Origin of the sequence: Gordonibacter sp. 28C, from assembly GCF_003339845.1 — a bacterium.
Lineage (GTDB): Bacteria > Actinomycetota > Coriobacteriia > Coriobacteriales > Eggerthellaceae > Gordonibacter.
Genome location: NZ_PPTR01000005.1, coordinates 239,338 through 254,977, shown reverse-complemented (window position 1 = coordinate 254,977; position 15,640 = coordinate 239,338). Strand labels below are relative to the sequence as shown.

Genomic DNA, 15,640 nt, shown 5'->3' with positions numbered 1-15,640 from the left:
ATCTTCTGGCACGGGAACCTCCCTTGATCGAAGATCCTTCGACTCGCTTCGCTCGCTCAGGATGACACAGACTCGAAAAGCGCGCCGCTCGGAACGGTCTTGGCTCTTTGACCGGATCGGATGGCGCGCTTTGCCGTATAATTCCAAGGGATATTTCAAAGCGGGGGAAGGTCGTCTATGGAACTGATGTCAGGAAACGAAGCCATCGCCCAGGGGGCGTGGGAGGCGGGCGCGCATATCGGCGTGGCCTATCCCGGCACGCCCTCCACCGAGACGCTCGAGGCGTTCGCGAAGAAGGACGGGGTGTACGCCGAGTGGTGCGTGAACGAGAAGGTGGCCGTGGAGGTGGGCATCGGCGCCTCGGCTGCGGGCGCGCGCGTGCTGTCCACCATGAAGCACGTGGGCGTGAACGTGGCTGCCGATCCGCTGTTCACCGCCGCCTACACGGGCGTGGGCGGCGGCATGGTGGTGTTGGCCGCCGACGATCCCGGCATGTACTCGTCGCAGAACGAGCAGGACTCCCACTACTACGCCCGCGCGGCGCACATTCCCATGCTCGACCCCGCCGACTCGGCCGAAGCGCTGCGCTTCACGCGCGAGGCTTATCAACTGTCCGAGCGCTTCGACGTTCCCGTGTTCATCCGTTCCTCGGTGCGCGTGTCTCACACGAAAACGCCGGTGGAGCCGGGCCCGCGTGCGAGCGTGGAGCTCAAGCCCTACGAGAAGGACGCGGGCAAGTGGGTCATGATGCCCGCGTTCGCCAAGCCGCGCCGCAAGGTGCAGCTCGAGCGCATAGAGGCGCTGAACGCGTGGGCCGAGGATTGCCCGTACAACCGCGTCGAGCGCCGAGGCACCGCCGCGGGCGTCGTGTGCGCTGGCGCGGCGTACCAGCATGTGGTAGAGGCGCTGCCCGAGGCGTCGGTGTTCAAGCTGGGCTGCACGTGGCCCCTGCCCGCCGAGGCGCTGCGCTCCTTCGCCGACAGCGTGGACGAGCTCTACGTGGTGGAAGAGGCCTCCGAGTACCTGACCGAGGGCGTGCGCTCGCTGGGCATCGAGGTGTCCGGCTTCGCGAATCTGCTCCCGCGCGACGGCGAGCTTTCGCCGGGCCTCGTCCGCGCGGCGTTCGGGCTGAAGGAGCCTGAGCACGAGGACACGCCCGCGGGGCTTCCCGGGCGACCGCCGGCGCTTTGCCCAGGCTGTCCGCACCGCCTGGTGTTCAAAGAGCTCACGCGCATCAAAGCCATCGTCACGGGCGACATCGGCTGCTACACGCTGGGCGCGCTGCCGCCGCTGTCCGCCATGGACACATGCGTGGACATGGGCGCGTCGGTGTCGATGGCGCACGGTTTCGAACTGGCGCTGGCGAACACGGAGCACCGTCCCGTGGTGGCCGTCATCGGCGACTCCACGTTCGCGCACTCGGGCCTGTCCTCGCTCATCTCCACCGTTTACAACCGCGGCGGGGGCACGGTGTGCGTGCTGGACAACCGCACCACGGCCATGACGGGTCGCCAGGGCAACCCCTTCAACGGCGAGACGCTGCAGAAGCGCCCGAGCCGCGAGCTCGACCTTGAGGGCGTGGTGCGCTCGTTGGGCGTGGAGGACGTGCGCACGATCGACCCGCACGACGCCAAGGCCGTGCGCGGCGCGCTCAAGAGCGCCACGTCTTCCAGCGAGTTGTCGGTGCTCGTGTTCCGCGCGCCGTGCGTGCTGCTGGAGCGCACGAGGAAGCCGGCCTACACGGTGACGGGCGCCTGCACGGCGTGCGGCGTGTGCCCGACGCTGGGTTGCCCGGCCATCGCGAAGGACGCGGAAACGGGTCGCGCGGACATCGATCCCGGCCTGTGCATAGGCTGCGGACAATGCGCACAGTACTGCGCCTTCAACGCCATCGAGCAAACGGAGGGGAGCTCCCATGAGTAACTCCAGCAACGCCACGACCGTGCTCTTGTGCGGAGTGGGCGGCCAGGGCACCATCTTGGCGGCCGACCTTCTCGCCCATGCGGCGCTCGAGGCGGGCGCGTCGGTGAAGGTGTCGGAGATCCACGGCATGGCCCAGCGCGGCGGCGCCGTGACCACGGTGGTGCGCTTCGGCGACGAGGTTTCCTCCATGGTGTGCGATCCCGGCACGGCCGACTGCGTCGTGTCGTTCGAAACCACCGAGGCGCTGCGCAACCTGTCCTTTCTGGCGGAGGGCGGCTACCTGCTGGTGGCCGACGAGGCCATCAAGCCGCTGCCCGTGGCCACCGGGAAGGCGTCCATGCCCGCTCACGCGCGCGAGACGCTGGCCGACAGGGGCGCCACGCTCATCCCGGCGGGCGATCTGGCCCGGGAGGCCGGAAGCGCGAAGTCCACGAACGTGGTTCTGCTGGGCGCGCTCTCCACGCGCCTGCCGTTTCCCGTCGAAGCGTGGGAGCGCGTGGTGGCCGACCGCGTGCCGCCGAAGACCGTCGACGCCAACCTGGCGGCGTTTCGCGCAGGACGCGCCTTCGCGGACGGGGAAGGGGCCTAGGGCATGAGCGTGCAGCAGATCAGCGTTTTTTTGGAAAGCCAGCCCGGGCATTTGCGCCGCGTGCTCGACGCGTTCGAGGACGCACACGTGAGCGTGCGCGGGTACAGCGCGTCGGACACGGGCGACTACGGCATCGTGCGCTTCATCGTCGACGACCCCGAGCGCGCCTTGGCCGTGCTCGTGGACATGGGCGCGGCCGCCGCGACGACCGACGTGCTGTGCGCGCGGCTGGACGACACTCCGGGCGAACTCGCGCGCGTCATGGGCATCATGGCCGACTGCGGGATCAACGTCACGTACAGCTACTCGCTCATCTCCACCTACATCGCGCTGTCCGTGAAGGACTTGGCCCGCGCCGAAGAGCTGTTGGCAGGCGAGCCGGTGGAGCTTATCGGGCAAGACGACCTGGCCCGGCCTCTCGCCTCGGGCGAGGGACGGTGAGCAACATGGCCGATATGACCGTCAAGGGCGCGGCGCTCGCCGCAGCCGCCGCCGGGGACTTCTCCGACCTGCCCATCCACAATCCGGCCGTCGAGTGCGCTTCGCGCGAGCGCATCCGCGCTATCCAGCTTGAGAAGCTTGTCGCGCAAGTGGCCTGGACCTACGAGCGCGTGCCCTGGTACCGCGCGCGCATGGACGAGCTGGGCGTGGCGCCGGCGGACATCAAGACCCTCGCGGACGTGAGGAAGCTCCCGTTCACGGACAAGTCCGTGCTGCGCGATACCTTCCCCTACGGCCTGTTCGCCGTGCCGCTCGACGAGGTGGTGGAGCTGCACGCGTCGTCGGGCACCACCGGCAAGCCCATCGTTGTGGGCTACAACCAAAACGACATGGACATGTGGTCCGACTGCATCATGCGCCTCGTGCAGATGGCGGGCGTCGTGCCCGGCGACCGGGCGCAGATGGCCTTCGGCTACGGTATGTTCACCGGCGGCTTCGGCCTGCACTACGGGTTGCAGAAGCTGGGGTGCATGATGATCCCGGCGGGTTCCGGCAACACCGAGCGGCACATCGCCATGATCGAGGACTACGGCACCACCGTGCTCATCGCCACGCCCTCCTACGCGCTGCACATGTGCGAGGTGGGGGAGAGGCTGGGCTTCGACTGGGAATCGTCCACGCTGCGCGTGGGGCTGTTCGGCGGCGAGCCGTGCCCGCCGGGCCTCAAGGCCGAGATCGAGAGCCGCATGCACATCGTGTGCACCGACAACTACGGTCTGACCGAGGTCATGGGACCGGGCGTGTCGGGCGAGTGCCTTGCCTCGCGCGACATGCAACATATCGCCGAGGACCACTTCCTATGGGAGGTCGTCGACCCCGACACGGGCGAGCCCGTGCCCGATGGGGAGATGGGAGAGCTCGTGCTCACGCCGTTGGGGAAGCAGGCCATCCCCGTGCTGCGCTACCGCACGCACGATCTGACGCGCGTTACGTGCGAGCCCTGCGCCTGCGGGCGCACCACGGCGCGCATGCAGAAGGTTCGCGCACGCTGCGACGACATGCTCATCATCCGCGGCACGAACGTGTTCCCAAGTCAGGTGGAGGACGTGCTCTCCGGCATCCAAGGCGTTACGCCGCACTACCGCATCGTCGTGGACAACGAGGGCGGGCTCGACCGCATGGTCGTGCACGTGGAGCTGAAGCCCGAGGCGTTCTCCGACTCGTTCGAGGACATGGAGCGTTTGCGGCGCGCTATCGAGGAGAAGCTCAAGGGCGTGCTTTTGGTGGGCGTCCGCGTGAGGCTCGTGGAGCCGGGCGGCATCGAGCGCACCACGGGCAAGGCCAAGCACGTCGAAGACTTGCGGAAGTAGCTTGTTCCTCTGTCATCCTGAGCGGAGCGCCGTCAGGCGCGGAGTCGAAGGATCCCGTGCGGCGCTAGCGCTTGTCATCCTGAGCGAGCGCAGCGAGTCGAAGGATCCCGTGCGGCGCTAGCTGGAAGTCTTTCGGTTGCCACCGCTCGGGATCCTTCGACTCCGGCGCTACGCGCCTCCGCTCAGGATGACGATACGTCGGATTGCCGTCTTACGATCATGCAAGCCGGCGCATAAAACTACACTCAGAATGACAGAGGCATGCGACGTCGGGAAGGGGATGCCCGTGGCCGAGGCGAACGTTTACAGCGTGTACATCATGAGCAACGCCCGTCGCACCGTCTTGTATATCGGAGTGACGAACGATCTTGCTCGACGTGTTGTCGAACATAAGTCGCATGCGTTTAAGGGCTTCACCGATCGCTACAACGCCACCGAATTAGTGTATTGCGAAAGCTGTGGACGCATCGAAGACGCCATCACTCGTGAAAAGCAACTCAAAGGCTGGAGTCGAAAGAAAAAGGAAGCGCTTGTAGAGCGCCTGAACCCCCAATGGCGCGACCTGTCTGTCGAAGCACCCGTCCAAGACCCCGTCGTTGGGCGGTTCGCCCCTTCGCCGACGGGGCGGATGCATGCGGGGAACGTGTTCGCGGCGCTCGTCGCGTGGCTTGTGGCCAAATCGCAGGACGGGCGCGTCGTGCTGCGGATCGAGGACTTGGACGCGGAGCGTTCGAAGCCGGCTTTCGTAGACGCGGCGCAGCGGGACTTCGAGCGGTTGGGGCTCACGTGGGACGAGGGGCCGTACTTCCAGCACGACCGCACGGAGGCATATCGTGCCGCCTTCGACGAGCTGCAGAAGCGCGGCCTCGCGTACCCGTGCTTCTGCACGCGGGCCGACCTTCACGCTGCTTCGGCTCCGCATCGGGGCGAGAAGCCGGTGTACCCGGGCACCTGCCGGCGCTTGAGCGACGACGAGCGCGCCGCCCGCGCACGGGACCGCGCCCCGGCGCAGCGGCTCGTCGTGCCCGACCGGGAGGTCGCCTTCGTCGACCAGGTGCAGGGCGCGTACGCGCAGAACCTCGCGCGCGACTGCGGCGACTTCCTCGTGCGACGCTCGGACGGCGCCTTCGCCTACCAGCTGGCGGTGGTGGTGGACGACGCCGAGCAGGGCGTGAGCTCGGTCGTGCGCGGCGTCGACCTCTTGTGCTCGACGCCGCAGCAAATCTACCTGCAAGAGCTCCTCGGCCTGCCGCATCCGCGGTACGCGCACGTTCCGCTCATCGTCGCCGAACGCGACCGGCGCCTCTCGAAGCGCGACCGCGACGCCGCCCTCGACGCGCTTCTCGCGCGCTTCAAAACGCCCGAGGGCGTCATCGGCCACATCGCCGGCATCACCGGCCTCGCGCCCACGTGCGACCCCGCCACCCCCGAGGAGCTGCTCGAAACCTTCGACCTAGCCGCGTTGCCGACGATTTTCGACGACCTCGTGCAGGTGCGGTGGAGGTAGGCGCGGGGTCGAAGAACCCCATGCAGTTTAGCTAGGAAACTTGCGGTTGCCGCCACGCGGGATCCTTCGACTTCAACGCTGCGCGTCTGCGTTCAGGACGACAAAGAGGAGCGTCTGCAATATGCACTTCGTGGTCGAGGGCTTTCAAAGCGCGATCTAGCCGTTTCGCCCACGACGTTTGCAGTCTTGGGCTACAGGCCTGCGAACAACACGCCCACGAGGGCGATGACGGCGATGAAGGCGATGGTGAACACGAGGGTGGCCATCGGCAGGTGGTCGAGGCGCGCGGAGCGGGCGCGGGCGGCCATGCGGGATTCCTCTTTCGCGGCGTCGTCCTTGCTTCGGTCGGGCCGCTGCACGACGAAGAACCACACCATGCCGACCAGAAGAGCCACGAACGCCACGTTGTTCGCCATCGTGGCGGCCCATGCGAGCGAGGCGTTGCCGGCGAGCTTGAAGCCTTCGAACAGAATGAGCGTGGCCACCAGCGCGCAGCCTATCAGCAGCACCACGGCCATGCGCCGCGCCAAGAGCCGACGGCCTTCAGCGGCGTCCTCCGCCTCGTCCTCGGCCGCGCGTCCCGCCACCAGGAACAGCCAGGACCCTCTCCAAAACATCAGGGCAATCAGCGCGAGCGCGACAAGCGCCAGCGCGGCCGTGACCAAGGCCATGATCGTGATCCCATCCATGAACAACCCGCCGTTCTCGAAACGTCCCTGTTAACCTGCTTGTTCTTCAAGCCCGATTATACCGTAAGGCACCAGTATCATTGGCTCGTCAACGGATGGGACGCAAAAGCCACGTCGCGCTTACGGACCGATCGCAGCGTGGTAGAATTCGAGTATCGAACGAGAGCGCCCGGCGCGGCCGAGATCTGCCGCGCCGGCAAGAGGGAAGGCGGATCTGCCATGGGTTACGGAACGATTCTGGTCGCGTACGACGGATCCTCGCCCTCGAACCGGGCGTTGTCGAACGCGCTCGATCTGGTGAGCCACGGGCTCGGTCAGCGCGTGGCCATCCTCAGCGTCACCGACCCCGCCAAAATGGGAGACCCCGCGTTCGCTGCGGCCGCGCGCGCCGCGGGCGTGCTGCTGTCGACGGAGGAGAACGAACAGGCGGCCCTCGAAACGTTGAGAAAGCAGGTCGCGAGCCGTATCGAAGGATACGAGGACGTGGTCGACCTGCGCGTGGCCTTCGGGAAGCCGCAGGAAGCCATCGCCAACGCCGCCGCCAAGGAGCCGTGCGGTCTCATCGTCATGGGCAGCCGCGGGCTGGGCGCCATCAAGGGCATGCTCGGCAGCGTGAGCACGGCGGTGCTGCATGCCTCGTACGTGCCGGTGCTCATCACGAAGTAGCTTGTCAGCGGATCGCAAGGGGAACGACGACGAGCACGATGAACAGGTAGATTCCCAGGATAACGCCGAGCACCACAGCCGCCTTGCGGTCGAGCTTGGCGTCCTCGGCTTTGGGGGGATCGGCGTCCAGCGCCTCGTTCCGCTGTCGGCGTGCCTGCACGTTCGACCATACGACGACCCAGATGCACGGCACGACGATCAGCAGGACGGCTGCGCCGACGAGGGCGGGGGAGATGACGGCCCCCAAGTCGCCGTCGAAAGCGGTCGCAGCGGTGGACGCCAACAGAAGGACCATCGAAACGCAGCAGCAGGCCATGACGACGCCCATACGCCGGCCGAGCGCTCGCTGGAAGGGGCTGTCGTACTCCTCGTCGCTCACGAGGTTGTTGCCGGCGATGGCGCGCAGCCATCGGCCGTGCCAGAACTTCCACGCCATGAGGGCGAAGAACGCGAACAGGACTATCGAAACGATGGTTGCGCCGATCAGCTTCTCCATACCGTCCATTCGCACCCCTTTTCCCTCGTTGTCCTCGTATTAGTATAGCAAAGGCCCTGCGAGGCGAAGAAGGGGTCCGCTCTAAAACCCGTAGAGCAGCTTTGCGAGGCCGAGCTCGTTGTACAGGAGGAAATGCCCGGCGAGCAAGGCGAGCGCGTAGAAAGCCGGCTCGCCAAGGGCGCGCCAGGCACACGGCGCGTTTGCAAATGCGGGTGCGTCCTTCGTTTGGGGCATCGTAATTCCAGATAGGGCGGGTTGCCCGAAGACACCGTGCTTGCCTCGCACGGCGCGGGGACGGTCCACGGCGTCGCGCCAAAGCGCGTAGACGGCGAACCCTACAAGCGTGCCGAGCGTGTTCGCCACGAGGTCGTCCACGTCGGTCGTGCGGTTGTTGAAAAGCTGGCTCAGCTCGATGAGAAGTGAAAGGCCCAGCCCGAACGTCACCACGGGGAGCATGCGGCCGACGCGTGGCCATACGAACGGCAACAGCAATCCCAACGGCACGAACAGGGCGATGTTCAGTCCGAATCCAAGGAGCGCGTCGCCAACGTCGACGGCTTGCGCGAGAGTGAAGAACGGCACAGGGTTCAGTTGGCGGGGATTCACTTCGAAACCATGGCGGGTAAGATCGTACACGGTAAGCGGCCCGGTAACGAAAACGACACCGAACAGGTAAAGCGCGAGCAGCAGCACGGGTGCGAGGCGCGCAGCGGATTTACCCGTGCGTCGCGCGTGCATCCGCACGAGCACGAACGCGACCAGCGTCGAAGCTGAAGCCACAGCCAGCTCGTAGACGGCCAACGCCATCTCCTCCATTGCAGCCTCCCTTGGTCGTCTGATCACATGATCCTGCATACTAGCAGGTCACGGACATATTCAAGACGATGCGCAACGGTATTAAGAAGGGCTTAAGCATTCTGTTGACGAAAGCTCCGAAACGCGCAGGGCGGCACGACGGGGGATGCCGGTCAGGCGAACAAGAGCGACAGGACGGTGAGCACGGCGCAGCTCGCCAGCAGGGTGACGGCCAGGTGGACGAAGCCGTCGCCGAAATAGGGACGGCCGTGCGCCTTGCAATGCGCGAGCACGGTCCACAGCACGCATCCGCAGTACGCCGCGAGCGCCAAGGTGTTGAGCACGAAGGCGGCCTGCGCGAATAGGGCGCTGCCGACCATCCCGGACATCTCGGAGGCCATGAGCGTGGCGACGACGGCAAAGCAGGCCACCATGACCCAGGCCACCCGCTGGCCCGCCCTTCTGGTGCCTTCGGGGAAGAACGTCCCCTTCTTCGTCCGCTGCGGCCGGGCGATCAAAGACTGCCAGCGACCGTTCCAAAGCTGCACGGCTAGGGCCGCCGTCGCTATCAGCAGCGCTACTCCCAGAACAAGACGGGCGATTTCCATAGCGTTCTCCTCTTTTTTCGTGTCGGTTTGCGCCGAGGGGCCGGGCCGGCGCAGCGGGCGGATCCTACAGGGCCAGCGTCGCGCTGCTCGCGAAGATCGCGGCGGCGTAGAACGCGCCGAGGGCGATGTTCACGCCGCACACCTGGGCCATGGCGCCCACGCGCGCGGGAGGGGCGAGCGGGTTCTTAAGAAGGGCGTTCACCAGCGGGTACGCGGCCAGCAGCATGAAGGGCATCACCACGAGGCCGTTCGTGAAGAACACGGCCACCAGCGCCACGATGGCAGCCATCCACGCGTACACGACGCCGTGGTACAGCTTCCGCGCGCGCTCGCGGCCGAGCAGCACCGACAGCGTGCGGCGGCCGGCCTCCACGTCCTTCTCGACGTCGCAGGTGTTGTTCGTGAACATGATGAGCCCGACGCCCAAGATGGTGGGGACGGCCCATAGGAGCGCGCGGAGGTCGAACTCGCCCGTGAGCGCCTGGTAGCACGCGAGCGGGATGAGGCCGCCCATGACGAACCCGCTCACGACCTCGCCGATGGGCAGATAGGAGATGGGCGTCTTTCCGGCCGAGTACAGCACCACGATGACGGCGCCCACCACGCCGATGGCGAGCGGTATCCAGCCCGCCGTCCAGATGACGTAGACGCCGAGTGCGAACGCGGCCGCCAGAAAGCCCACGGCCAGCGCGAGCGCCGCGCGCGGGTTCACGTTGTTGTACACGAGCACGGCGTCGGTGGGGTCGACGTTGTCGTCGGCGGAATCCGCGCCCTTCACGTAGTCGTAGTAGTCGTTGAACGTGTTCACGGCGGACTGCATGAGCACGCAGATGACCAGCAGCGTGCACGCCATCGTCACCGACACGGCCCCGCCTGCGGCGGACGCGGCCGCAACGGCCACGAGCACGGGCAGGATGGCCGCCGGCCACGTGTGCGGCGCGGCCAGCTGCCACGCCATGCGCGCGGTGAACCGGCCGTACGCCGCCTTCGGCTCGACGCCCGCTGCGGATACCTCGCTCATTGCTTCCGTCCCTTCCGGTCGTAGGCCTCGCGCCGGCGCGGCAACCACGTGGGCGGCGCGGGCTTGAAGCGCTTGACGGTCTCGTTCTTCAGGATGCCGCCCAAGCTGCCGAGCGTCTGCCAGATGAAGCTCCTCGTCTCGGCGTCGAGCTTCGTGCCCGATCCCAGCATCCGCCGCGTGTTCGCGAACAGGTTCTCTTGGAACTCGGCCCAAGTGCTGGCCTCCGTCGAGGCGAACAGCTCGTATATGGTGTCGATGAAGCGTTCGCGCTCCCGGGGCGTCTTCCCGCGCAGCCACGCGTCGAGCGCCTCGTCGAAGAACACGGCCGAGGGGTTGAGCGCCTCCTGGTACACGAAGTCGCGGTCCTCCACTTGCCAGGAGAACGGCTCGTGCTGGAACACCGACAGCGCCGAGGACTGCACGACGCGGTAGTCGGCGCGCCGCTCCAATATCATGCCGAACGCGGAGGACTCGGGCACCGTCTTGTGCAGCAGCGACGCGAAGCGCGCGTCGCGCATGCGGGGCGAGGGGTCGTCCAGGAACGACGGGCCGTCGTGGTTGTAGACGCCCTCGAGGCGCGCATAGGCGCCCTCGTCGGCCGCGAGCGCGGCGAATTCGGCGAGGTTGCCGCCCTTCGAGTGGCCCGTGATCGCAAGCGGGCCCGCAACGGCAGACGCCACGCCCGAAAGATAGGCGGCGGCCGCGCGCTGAGACGGTATGACGCTCTTGAAGCACAGGTTGAAGTCCTCTTTCCAGCCGGCGAAGCTGCCGTCGGTGCCGCGGAACGCCAGGCAGGCCAGAGGGTCGCCCGCGCCGCCAGCGCCCGGCACGACGAACGTGGTGGCCGAGAACTGCTTCTCCACCGCGCTCGAGCGCTCGTTTGCGTAAAAGGCCAGGGCCACGTCGCGCAGGCGACGGCTCGCCATGACCGCGTGAAGGAACGCGCGCGTGTCCTTGGCGTCTTCGAGCCAGCTCGCGCACGTGAGCTGGCGCCAATCGGACAGCGCCGCCACGTCGTGCAGAAGCACGCGCTCGGGCGACGAGGGGTCCACGAGCCCGCTCGCTTCGAAATTGAAGTAGCAGAGCGTGGAGAACACGAGGCTGTCGACGGGATTGAACGGTGATTCCGCGAACGTCCGCTGATTTTCCTGGATATACGATACGATATTGCCCATAGGACCATAGTATCAAAAAGGGAAGGGGCGTGAGAGCGGCCATGCGGGTTTGCACGCCAATAACCATACGCTACGGCGAGACGGACATGATGGGCGTGGTCTACCACGCCAATTACCTGCTGTACTTCGAGGACGCGCGCACCGCGTTCCTCGAGGCCGTGGGATATCCTTACGAACGCATCGAGCAGGCGGGCTTCATGTCGCCGGTCACCCATATGGAATGCGACTACGGCGAGCCCCTGCGCTACGGCGACACGGCCGTCGTGCGAACGCGCGTCGTGCAGGCTCGCCCCACCAGGACCGTGTACGCCTACGAGGTGTTCCGCGAAGGCCAGGACCTCGACCGCGACAAGCCGCTTGCCACGGGCCGCAGCACTCATTGCCTGGTGGACGCGGCCACGTTCAAGCCGGTGAGCATGAAGAAGACGGTCCCCGAGCTGTACGAGCGCTACCTGGAGGTCGTCGAGCCGGACGAAGAGGGGGGTGCGCGATGAGCGATCCTGTGCGCATCCTGTTCGTGTGCCACGGCAACATATGCCGCTCCCCCATGGCCGAGTTTGTCATGAAGGACCTGGTGGAGCGGCGGGGGATGGTCGACCGGTTCCGCATCGCCTCGGCGGCCACGCACGACGACGTCATCGGCAGCCCCGTGCACCCGGGAACGCGCGAGGTGCTGGAATCCCAGGGCATATCGTGCGACGGCAAGACGGCGCGCCGCCTGCGCGACGAGGACGTCGAGGACTGGGACTTGGTGGTCGTCATGGACGAGGCCAACGTGCGCGACGCGAAACGCCAGCTAGGCAAGGCGGCGAAAGGCAAGATACACAAGCTGCTGGAGTACGCCGGCACGGACCGCGACGTGGCCGATCCTTGGTGGACGGGCGACTTCGCCACGACCTACGACGACGTGCTCGCCGGATGCACGGGGCTTCTGGCCGCCCTTACGGGGAGCATGGGGGCACGCGGCGCGCACCGCGCGGCGCGCGACTAAGGCGGGCTTCGCATGGACTTCGCCATCCTCGACGCCATCCAGGGTTCATGGCGCAACCCCTTTCTCGACGCGGTCATGCCCTTCGTCACGCACTTGGGCGACCTGGCCCTTGTCTGGTTGCTGGCCGCGGCCGTCCTGCTGGCCCAACCGAAGCGGCGCACGTACGGTTTGGCCGTGCTCCTCGCCGTGGTGCTGGCCGCCGCCGTGGGCGCGCTCGTGCTCAAGCCTCTGTTCGGGCGCACGCGGCCGTTCGAGGCGGCGGGCTTCATGGGCCTGCTCATACCCGCACCCACCGGTTCGTCGTTCCCCTCGAACCACTCGATGGTGTCGTTCGCGGCCGCGACGGCGCTGTGCTGCCTGCCTGAAAAGGGGCGCGCGGTCACCGCGACGAAGGCGGGGGCCGTGGTCGTGGCCTGCCTCATCGCGTTCTCGCGCATCTACCTGTACGTCCACTTTCCCAGCGACATCGCCGTGGGGGCCGTGCTGGGTATCGCCTTGGGCTTCGCGTCCGTGGCCCTGGCGAAGAAACTGCGCCCTGGCGAGGGCAGGCCAGTCGAATAAAGCCTGCTTTTTGCGCAATGCAAGGCGAATCACCTTTTTTACGAGGCGGCTTTCTTGCGGGCGGGGGAGCGTTTTGACGGGGGCTTGCTGCTTGCGGTTTTCTCCTTGGGGACGTCTTCTCCGGTGCGCTCCTTCAAACTCGCGGCCAAAGCGTCCATGAGGTTGATGACGTTGGAGGGCCGGGCGGCGGGTTTTTCGGCCGTCACCTGTTTGCCGGCGACCTTGTCCTGGATGAGGCCCATGAGTTTCTCCTGGTACGCGTTTTTGAAGCGGGCGGGATCGAACGGCGCGTCCATGCTTTCCACGAGGCGTTTCGCCATGTCGAGCTCGGCGTCGTCGATGCTGGGATGCTGCTGGGCCTTCGGGATGTCCTTGACCTCGTTTTGGTAGTGCAGCGTCATCATGACGAGGTCCTCTTCGTAAGGAATGAGCGCGATGGGCGTTTCCGAGTTGCCCAGCACCGTGGTGCCGATGGCTATCTTGCCTTCGTCGACCATGGCCAGACGCAGGAGTTCGAGCGGCTTCTCGCCGCCTGGTTGGGCCACCACCTGGTAGGGCTTCTCGAAGTAGATGGGCGACACGTCGGCCAGGTCGGTGAACTGCACGATCTTCATAGCGCGATCGGCCTCCGATTTGATGGCGTCCAGTTCCTCGTCGCTCACCACCACGTACTTTCCCTTCTCGTACTGGTATCCCTTCACGATGTCCTCGGGCCCGAGCTCGCGCTTGCAGTCGGGGCACGTCTTCACGTAGCGCACGCGCTGCATGCTGTCCTTGGCCAGCTGGTTGAACCGCACGGCGTCGTCTTGCGTGGCGGCGAACAACTCAACCGGGATGTACACGAGGCCGAATGCGATGGCTCCTTTTCTGCCGGCCATGGCAGCTCCTTTCCAGCGGATTGCTTGGACGATCCCTTGGGTGCTCGCCGGACGTCCAAGCGGTATGAGACGCGCAGCAGCCATCGTAGCGCGGTCCTGGCGCGCGTTTCCCGAAGCGGGCGAGATGGCGACGAACTGCAACGAAGGCGTTTTCACCGGGACTTTCGAGTTCCATCTACGGAAAAAGACCCCCTCTGTTTATAATGTCATGCAACTTTACATTGAGCCAGGGGAGGGGCGGGGGCATGCACAAGCGCACGGCGGTTTTCGCCGCCATTGCCGTAGCGGTCAACGTCGTCGCGTTCGCGGCGATAGGTGCGAACGAGCGCGAGGTGATCCATGCGGAATTGGAAGCGCAGGCCGATGCGGTCGGACGGCGCTTCGACTCCGTTATGGACGGTTACGAGCATTCGTTTCTCCTGCTTTCCCAAATGGTGGCGAACCAGATCGCCTCGGACCCCGATCCTGCCAATATGGAGGCGTTACTCAAGCGCCTGGACGCGTCCCTGCTGGCTATCGAGGGCGAGACGTTCGACGGACTTTACCTGTACTATCAGGGCCGCTATTTGTACAGCTGGGACACGCCGTACTCGGTGTACGAGGAATCGGGCTACGTTGCCACCGAACGACCTTGGTACCGAGCCGCCGTGGCCGCGCAGGGTGAACCCGCGTTCACGCCGCCGTACCTGAGCTACGCCAACGACTACGTGCTGTCCACCATCGCGCAGTTGCAGCCCGACGGAGAAACGGTCGTCGCCAACGATTTGAAGATGGGCGGCATCCAAGAGGTGGCCGCCGAACCCGGGCGCTTCGCCGACGGGCAAGTCATGATCTTCGATGCCGACGGTACCATCATAGGCAGCACCGACGCCGCCTATCTGGGCGGAAACCTTTGCGCTTCGATCGAGGACGCCGAGCGGGCGGCCGAAGAGGCGCGTGCTGCGGCCAAGGGCGTCCTTTCCGACGACGAACGCGCCAAGGCAGAGGGGAAGGCGGCTGCCGCCGAGTCGTTCGACGCGTTCAGAAGCGATTTCGACCAAGGCCTTTCCGAGCTTTTGGGCAATCCCAACAGGGCGACGGCGGTTGAGCTGGAAGGGGAAAGACGCTACGGCTATTTTCGCCAGGAAGGGGGCTACGGCTTCATCGTGACGGCTCCCGCGTTGTCGGCTTGGGGCGCGACGGCGGCCGCATGGCTCGTGCCCCTGCTGGTGGTGGAGCTGCTGCTGGCGTACATCCTCATGCAGGCGGGCCGCTGGATGAAGAACCGCGAGCTCAAGGCCGCCTACGTCGAGTTGGGCCAGATGCAGCGACGCTTGGAGATAGCGCTGGCCGCAGCGCAGAAAGACGCCGCCATCGACGATCTCACCGGCATGATGAACGTGCGGTCGTTTCGCAAGGCGGTGTCCGACGAGCTCGAACGCATGGAGGACGGCGAGCGGGGCGTTTTCATCATGCTTGACGGCGATCGCTTCAAAACGATCAACGACACGTACGGCCACGACGCGGGCGACGAGGCCATCAAGCTTTCGGCCCAGATGATCGTGGGCCGCATCAGAACCGTCGACCTCGCTTCGCGTTTGCATGGCGACGAGTTCGCCATCTTCCTGTCGGGAACCGACGATTACGAGGTGGCTCGCCATCTCGTGCGCGACATCAACGACACCGTCGCGCGCGAAGCCGCCCGTCGCAGCATTCCGGCTATCAGTTTGTCGGCGGGCGCAGCGGCCGCGGGACCTGGCGACACGTATTTGGAGCTATCTCGGAAAGCGGATGCGGCGCTTTATCGCGCCAAAGCGGGCCACGCCGGTGGATTCGCCCATCACGAAGGGTAGTGCCCGCGCGTGGGAGAGGGTATCTCGTGCGATGCCGCAGCCGCCGCCGTGCGAAAAGAAAGGACCGGTTCACGAGAACCGGTCCTTTTGCGCGCTGT

At 66.1% G+C, this 15,640-nt stretch carries 17 protein-coding genes; 10 read left to right on the top strand and 7 right to left on the bottom strand.

The features are described from left to right. The first annotated feature begins 177 nt into the window (after nucleotides 1-177). The 5 genes from C1878_RS08770 to gluQRS all read left to right on the top strand — a co-directional run bounded on the left by C1878_RS08770 (nucleotide 178) and on the right by gluQRS (nucleotide 5,830). The gene (locus C1878_RS08770; RefSeq protein WP_114601224.1) at nucleotides 178-1,923 is read left to right on the top strand and encodes a thiamine pyrophosphate-dependent enzyme; all 1,746 of its coding nucleotides are present in this window, start codon (nucleotides 178-180) and stop codon (nucleotides 1,921-1,923) included. Then, nucleotides 1,916-2,512, top strand: a complete 597-nt coding sequence (locus C1878_RS08765; RefSeq protein ID WP_114601223.1) for an indolepyruvate oxidoreductase subunit beta — start codon at nucleotides 1,916-1,918, stop codon at nucleotides 2,510-2,512. The genes C1878_RS08770 and C1878_RS08765 overlap by 8 nt, the downstream gene beginning before the upstream one ends. Before the next feature lie 3 nt (nucleotides 2,513-2,515). After that, nucleotides 2,516-2,953: an amino acid-binding protein gene (locus C1878_RS08760; protein ID WP_114601222.1), complete on the top strand. Its 438-nt coding sequence runs from the start codon at nucleotides 2,516-2,518 to the stop codon at nucleotides 2,951-2,953. 5 nt (nucleotides 2,954-2,958) lie between these two features. Further along, the gene (locus tag C1878_RS08755; protein ID WP_241963670.1) at nucleotides 2,959-4,323 is read left to right on the top strand and encodes a phenylacetate--CoA ligase family protein; all 1,365 of its coding nucleotides are present in this window, start codon (nucleotides 2,959-2,961) and stop codon (nucleotides 4,321-4,323) included. A gap of 286 nt (nucleotides 4,324-4,609) precedes the next feature. Continuing rightward, on the top strand, nucleotides 4,610-5,830 hold the full coding sequence (gluQRS, locus tag C1878_RS08750; protein ID WP_158539771.1) for a tRNA glutamyl-Q(34) synthetase GluQRS: 1,221 nt from the start codon (nucleotides 4,610-4,612) through the stop codon (nucleotides 5,828-5,830). Between the two features lie 191 nt (nucleotides 5,831-6,021). Here the strand turns inward: gluQRS and C1878_RS08745 are convergent, their stop codons facing one another. After that, nucleotides 6,022-6,519, bottom strand: a complete 498-nt coding sequence (locus tag C1878_RS08745) for a hypothetical protein (RefSeq protein WP_114601219.1) — start codon at nucleotides 6,517-6,519, stop codon at nucleotides 6,022-6,024. Nucleotides 6,520-6,738: 219 nt separating this feature from the next. Between C1878_RS08745 and C1878_RS08740 the strand changes: the two genes are divergently transcribed. Further along, complete coding sequence (locus tag C1878_RS08740) at nucleotides 6,739-7,185, top strand: universal stress protein (protein ID WP_114601218.1); 447 nt, start codon at nucleotides 6,739-6,741, stop codon at nucleotides 7,183-7,185. 4 nt (nucleotides 7,186-7,189) lie between these two features. Here C1878_RS08740 and C1878_RS08735 read toward each other — a convergent pair whose 3' ends face one another. The 5 genes from C1878_RS08735 to C1878_RS08715 form a co-directional block, all read right to left on the bottom strand. Next, nucleotides 7,190-7,690 carry a DUF3784 domain-containing protein gene (locus C1878_RS08735; protein ID WP_114601217.1) on the bottom strand — a complete coding sequence of 167 codons (501 nt, stop codon included), beginning with the start codon at nucleotides 7,688-7,690 and terminating at the stop codon, nucleotides 7,190-7,192. Nucleotides 7,691-7,762: 72 nt separating this feature from the next. Further along, nucleotides 7,763-8,497: a VanZ family protein gene (locus C1878_RS08730; protein WP_158539770.1), complete on the bottom strand. Its 735-nt coding sequence runs from the start codon at nucleotides 8,495-8,497 to the stop codon at nucleotides 7,763-7,765. 152 nt (nucleotides 8,498-8,649) lie between these two features. Further along, on the bottom strand, nucleotides 8,650-9,084 hold the full coding sequence (locus C1878_RS08725) for a lipocalin (RefSeq protein WP_114601215.1): 435 nt from the start codon (nucleotides 9,082-9,084) through the stop codon (nucleotides 8,650-8,652). A 64-nt stretch (nucleotides 9,085-9,148) separates the two neighbouring features. Next, complete coding sequence (locus C1878_RS08720) at nucleotides 9,149-10,105, bottom strand: prenyltransferase (protein WP_114601214.1); 957 nt, start codon at nucleotides 10,103-10,105, stop codon at nucleotides 9,149-9,151. Continuing rightward, nucleotides 10,102-11,280, bottom strand: a complete 1,179-nt coding sequence (locus C1878_RS08715) for an Mbeg1-like protein (protein ID WP_114601213.1) — start codon at nucleotides 11,278-11,280, stop codon at nucleotides 10,102-10,104. Before C1878_RS08715 ends, C1878_RS08720 begins: the two co-directional genes overlap by 4 nt. Nucleotides 11,281-11,309: 29 nt before the next feature. On the opposite strand from C1878_RS08715, the gene C1878_RS08710 reads away from it, so the two are divergent. From C1878_RS08710 to C1878_RS08700, 3 genes are read left to right on the top strand one after another with little or no spacing between them, the layout of a single operon-like run. Next, the gene (locus tag C1878_RS08710; RefSeq protein ID WP_241963669.1) at nucleotides 11,310-11,774 is read left to right on the top strand and encodes a thioesterase family protein; all 465 of its coding nucleotides are present in this window, start codon (nucleotides 11,310-11,312) and stop codon (nucleotides 11,772-11,774) included. Continuing rightward, a complete protein-coding gene (locus C1878_RS08705; RefSeq protein ID WP_114601211.1) occupies nucleotides 11,771-12,271 on the top strand; it encodes a low molecular weight protein-tyrosine-phosphatase in 501 nt (166 codons plus the stop codon). Before C1878_RS08710 ends, C1878_RS08705 begins: the two co-directional genes overlap by 4 nt. A 12-nt stretch (nucleotides 12,272-12,283) precedes the next feature. Then, on the top strand, nucleotides 12,284-12,832 hold the full coding sequence (locus tag C1878_RS08700) for a phosphatase PAP2 family protein (RefSeq protein WP_114601210.1): 549 nt from the start codon (nucleotides 12,284-12,286) through the stop codon (nucleotides 12,830-12,832). A gap of 38 nt (nucleotides 12,833-12,870) precedes the next feature. Here the strand turns inward: C1878_RS08700 and C1878_RS08695 are convergent, their stop codons facing one another. Further along, nucleotides 12,871-13,710 carry a Ku protein gene (locus C1878_RS08695; RefSeq protein ID WP_114601209.1) on the bottom strand — a complete coding sequence of 280 codons (840 nt, stop codon included), beginning with the start codon at nucleotides 13,708-13,710 and terminating at the stop codon, nucleotides 12,871-12,873. 245 nt (nucleotides 13,711-13,955) lie between these two features. Here C1878_RS08695 and C1878_RS08690 point away from each other — a divergent pair, with 245 nt between their 5' ends. Beyond that, a complete protein-coding gene (locus tag C1878_RS08690; RefSeq protein ID WP_114601208.1) occupies nucleotides 13,956-15,542 on the top strand; it encodes a sensor domain-containing diguanylate cyclase in 1,587 nt (528 codons plus the stop codon). Nucleotides 15,543-15,640 lie beyond the last annotated feature (98 nt).

What these genes read in the sequence shown, in the direction of transcription:
- C1878_RS08770 (WP_114601224.1), top strand. Translation starts at nt 178, where the DNA reads ATGGAACTGATGTCAGGAAACGAAGCCATCGCCCAGGGGGCGTGGGAG.
- C1878_RS08765 (WP_114601223.1), top strand. Translation starts at nt 1,916, where the DNA reads ATGAGTAACTCCAGCAACGCCACGACCGTGCTCTTGTGCGGAGTGGGC.
- C1878_RS08760 (WP_114601222.1), top strand. Translation starts at nt 2,516, where the DNA reads ATGAGCGTGCAGCAGATCAGCGTTTTTTTGGAAAGCCAGCCCGGGCAT.
- C1878_RS08755 (WP_241963670.1), top strand. Translation starts at nt 2,959, where the DNA reads ATGGCCGATATGACCGTCAAGGGCGCGGCGCTCGCCGCAGCCGCCGCC.
- C1878_RS08745 (WP_114601219.1), bottom strand. Translation starts at nt 6,519, where the DNA reads ATGGATGGGATCACGATCATGGCCTTGGTCACGGCCGCGCTGGCGCTT.
- C1878_RS08740 (WP_114601218.1), top strand. Translation starts at nt 6,739, where the DNA reads ATGGGTTACGGAACGATTCTGGTCGCGTACGACGGATCCTCGCCCTCG.
- C1878_RS08735 (WP_114601217.1), bottom strand. Translation starts at nt 7,690, where the DNA reads ATGGACGGTATGGAGAAGCTGATCGGCGCAACCATCGTTTCGATAGTC.
- C1878_RS08730 (WP_158539770.1), bottom strand. Translation starts at nt 8,497, where the DNA reads ATGGAGGAGATGGCGTTGGCCGTCTACGAGCTGGCTGTGGCTTCAGCT.
- C1878_RS08725 (WP_114601215.1), bottom strand. Translation starts at nt 9,084, where the DNA reads ATGGAAATCGCCCGTCTTGTTCTGGGAGTAGCGCTGCTGATAGCGACG.
- C1878_RS08720 (WP_114601214.1), bottom strand. Translation starts at nt 10,105, where the DNA reads ATGAGCGAGGTATCCGCAGCGGGCGTCGAGCCGAAGGCGGCGTACGGC.
- C1878_RS08715 (WP_114601213.1), bottom strand. Translation starts at nt 11,280, where the DNA reads ATGGGCAATATCGTATCGTATATCCAGGAAAATCAGCGGACGTTCGCG.
- C1878_RS08705 (WP_114601211.1), top strand. Translation starts at nt 11,771, where the DNA reads ATGAGCGATCCTGTGCGCATCCTGTTCGTGTGCCACGGCAACATATGC.
- C1878_RS08700 (WP_114601210.1), top strand. Translation starts at nt 12,284, where the DNA reads ATGGACTTCGCCATCCTCGACGCCATCCAGGGTTCATGGCGCAACCCC.
- C1878_RS08695 (WP_114601209.1), bottom strand. Translation starts at nt 13,710, where the DNA reads ATGGCCGGCAGAAAAGGAGCCATCGCATTCGGCCTCGTGTACATCCCG.
- C1878_RS08690 (WP_114601208.1), top strand. Translation starts at nt 13,956, where the DNA reads ATGCACAAGCGCACGGCGGTTTTCGCCGCCATTGCCGTAGCGGTCAAC.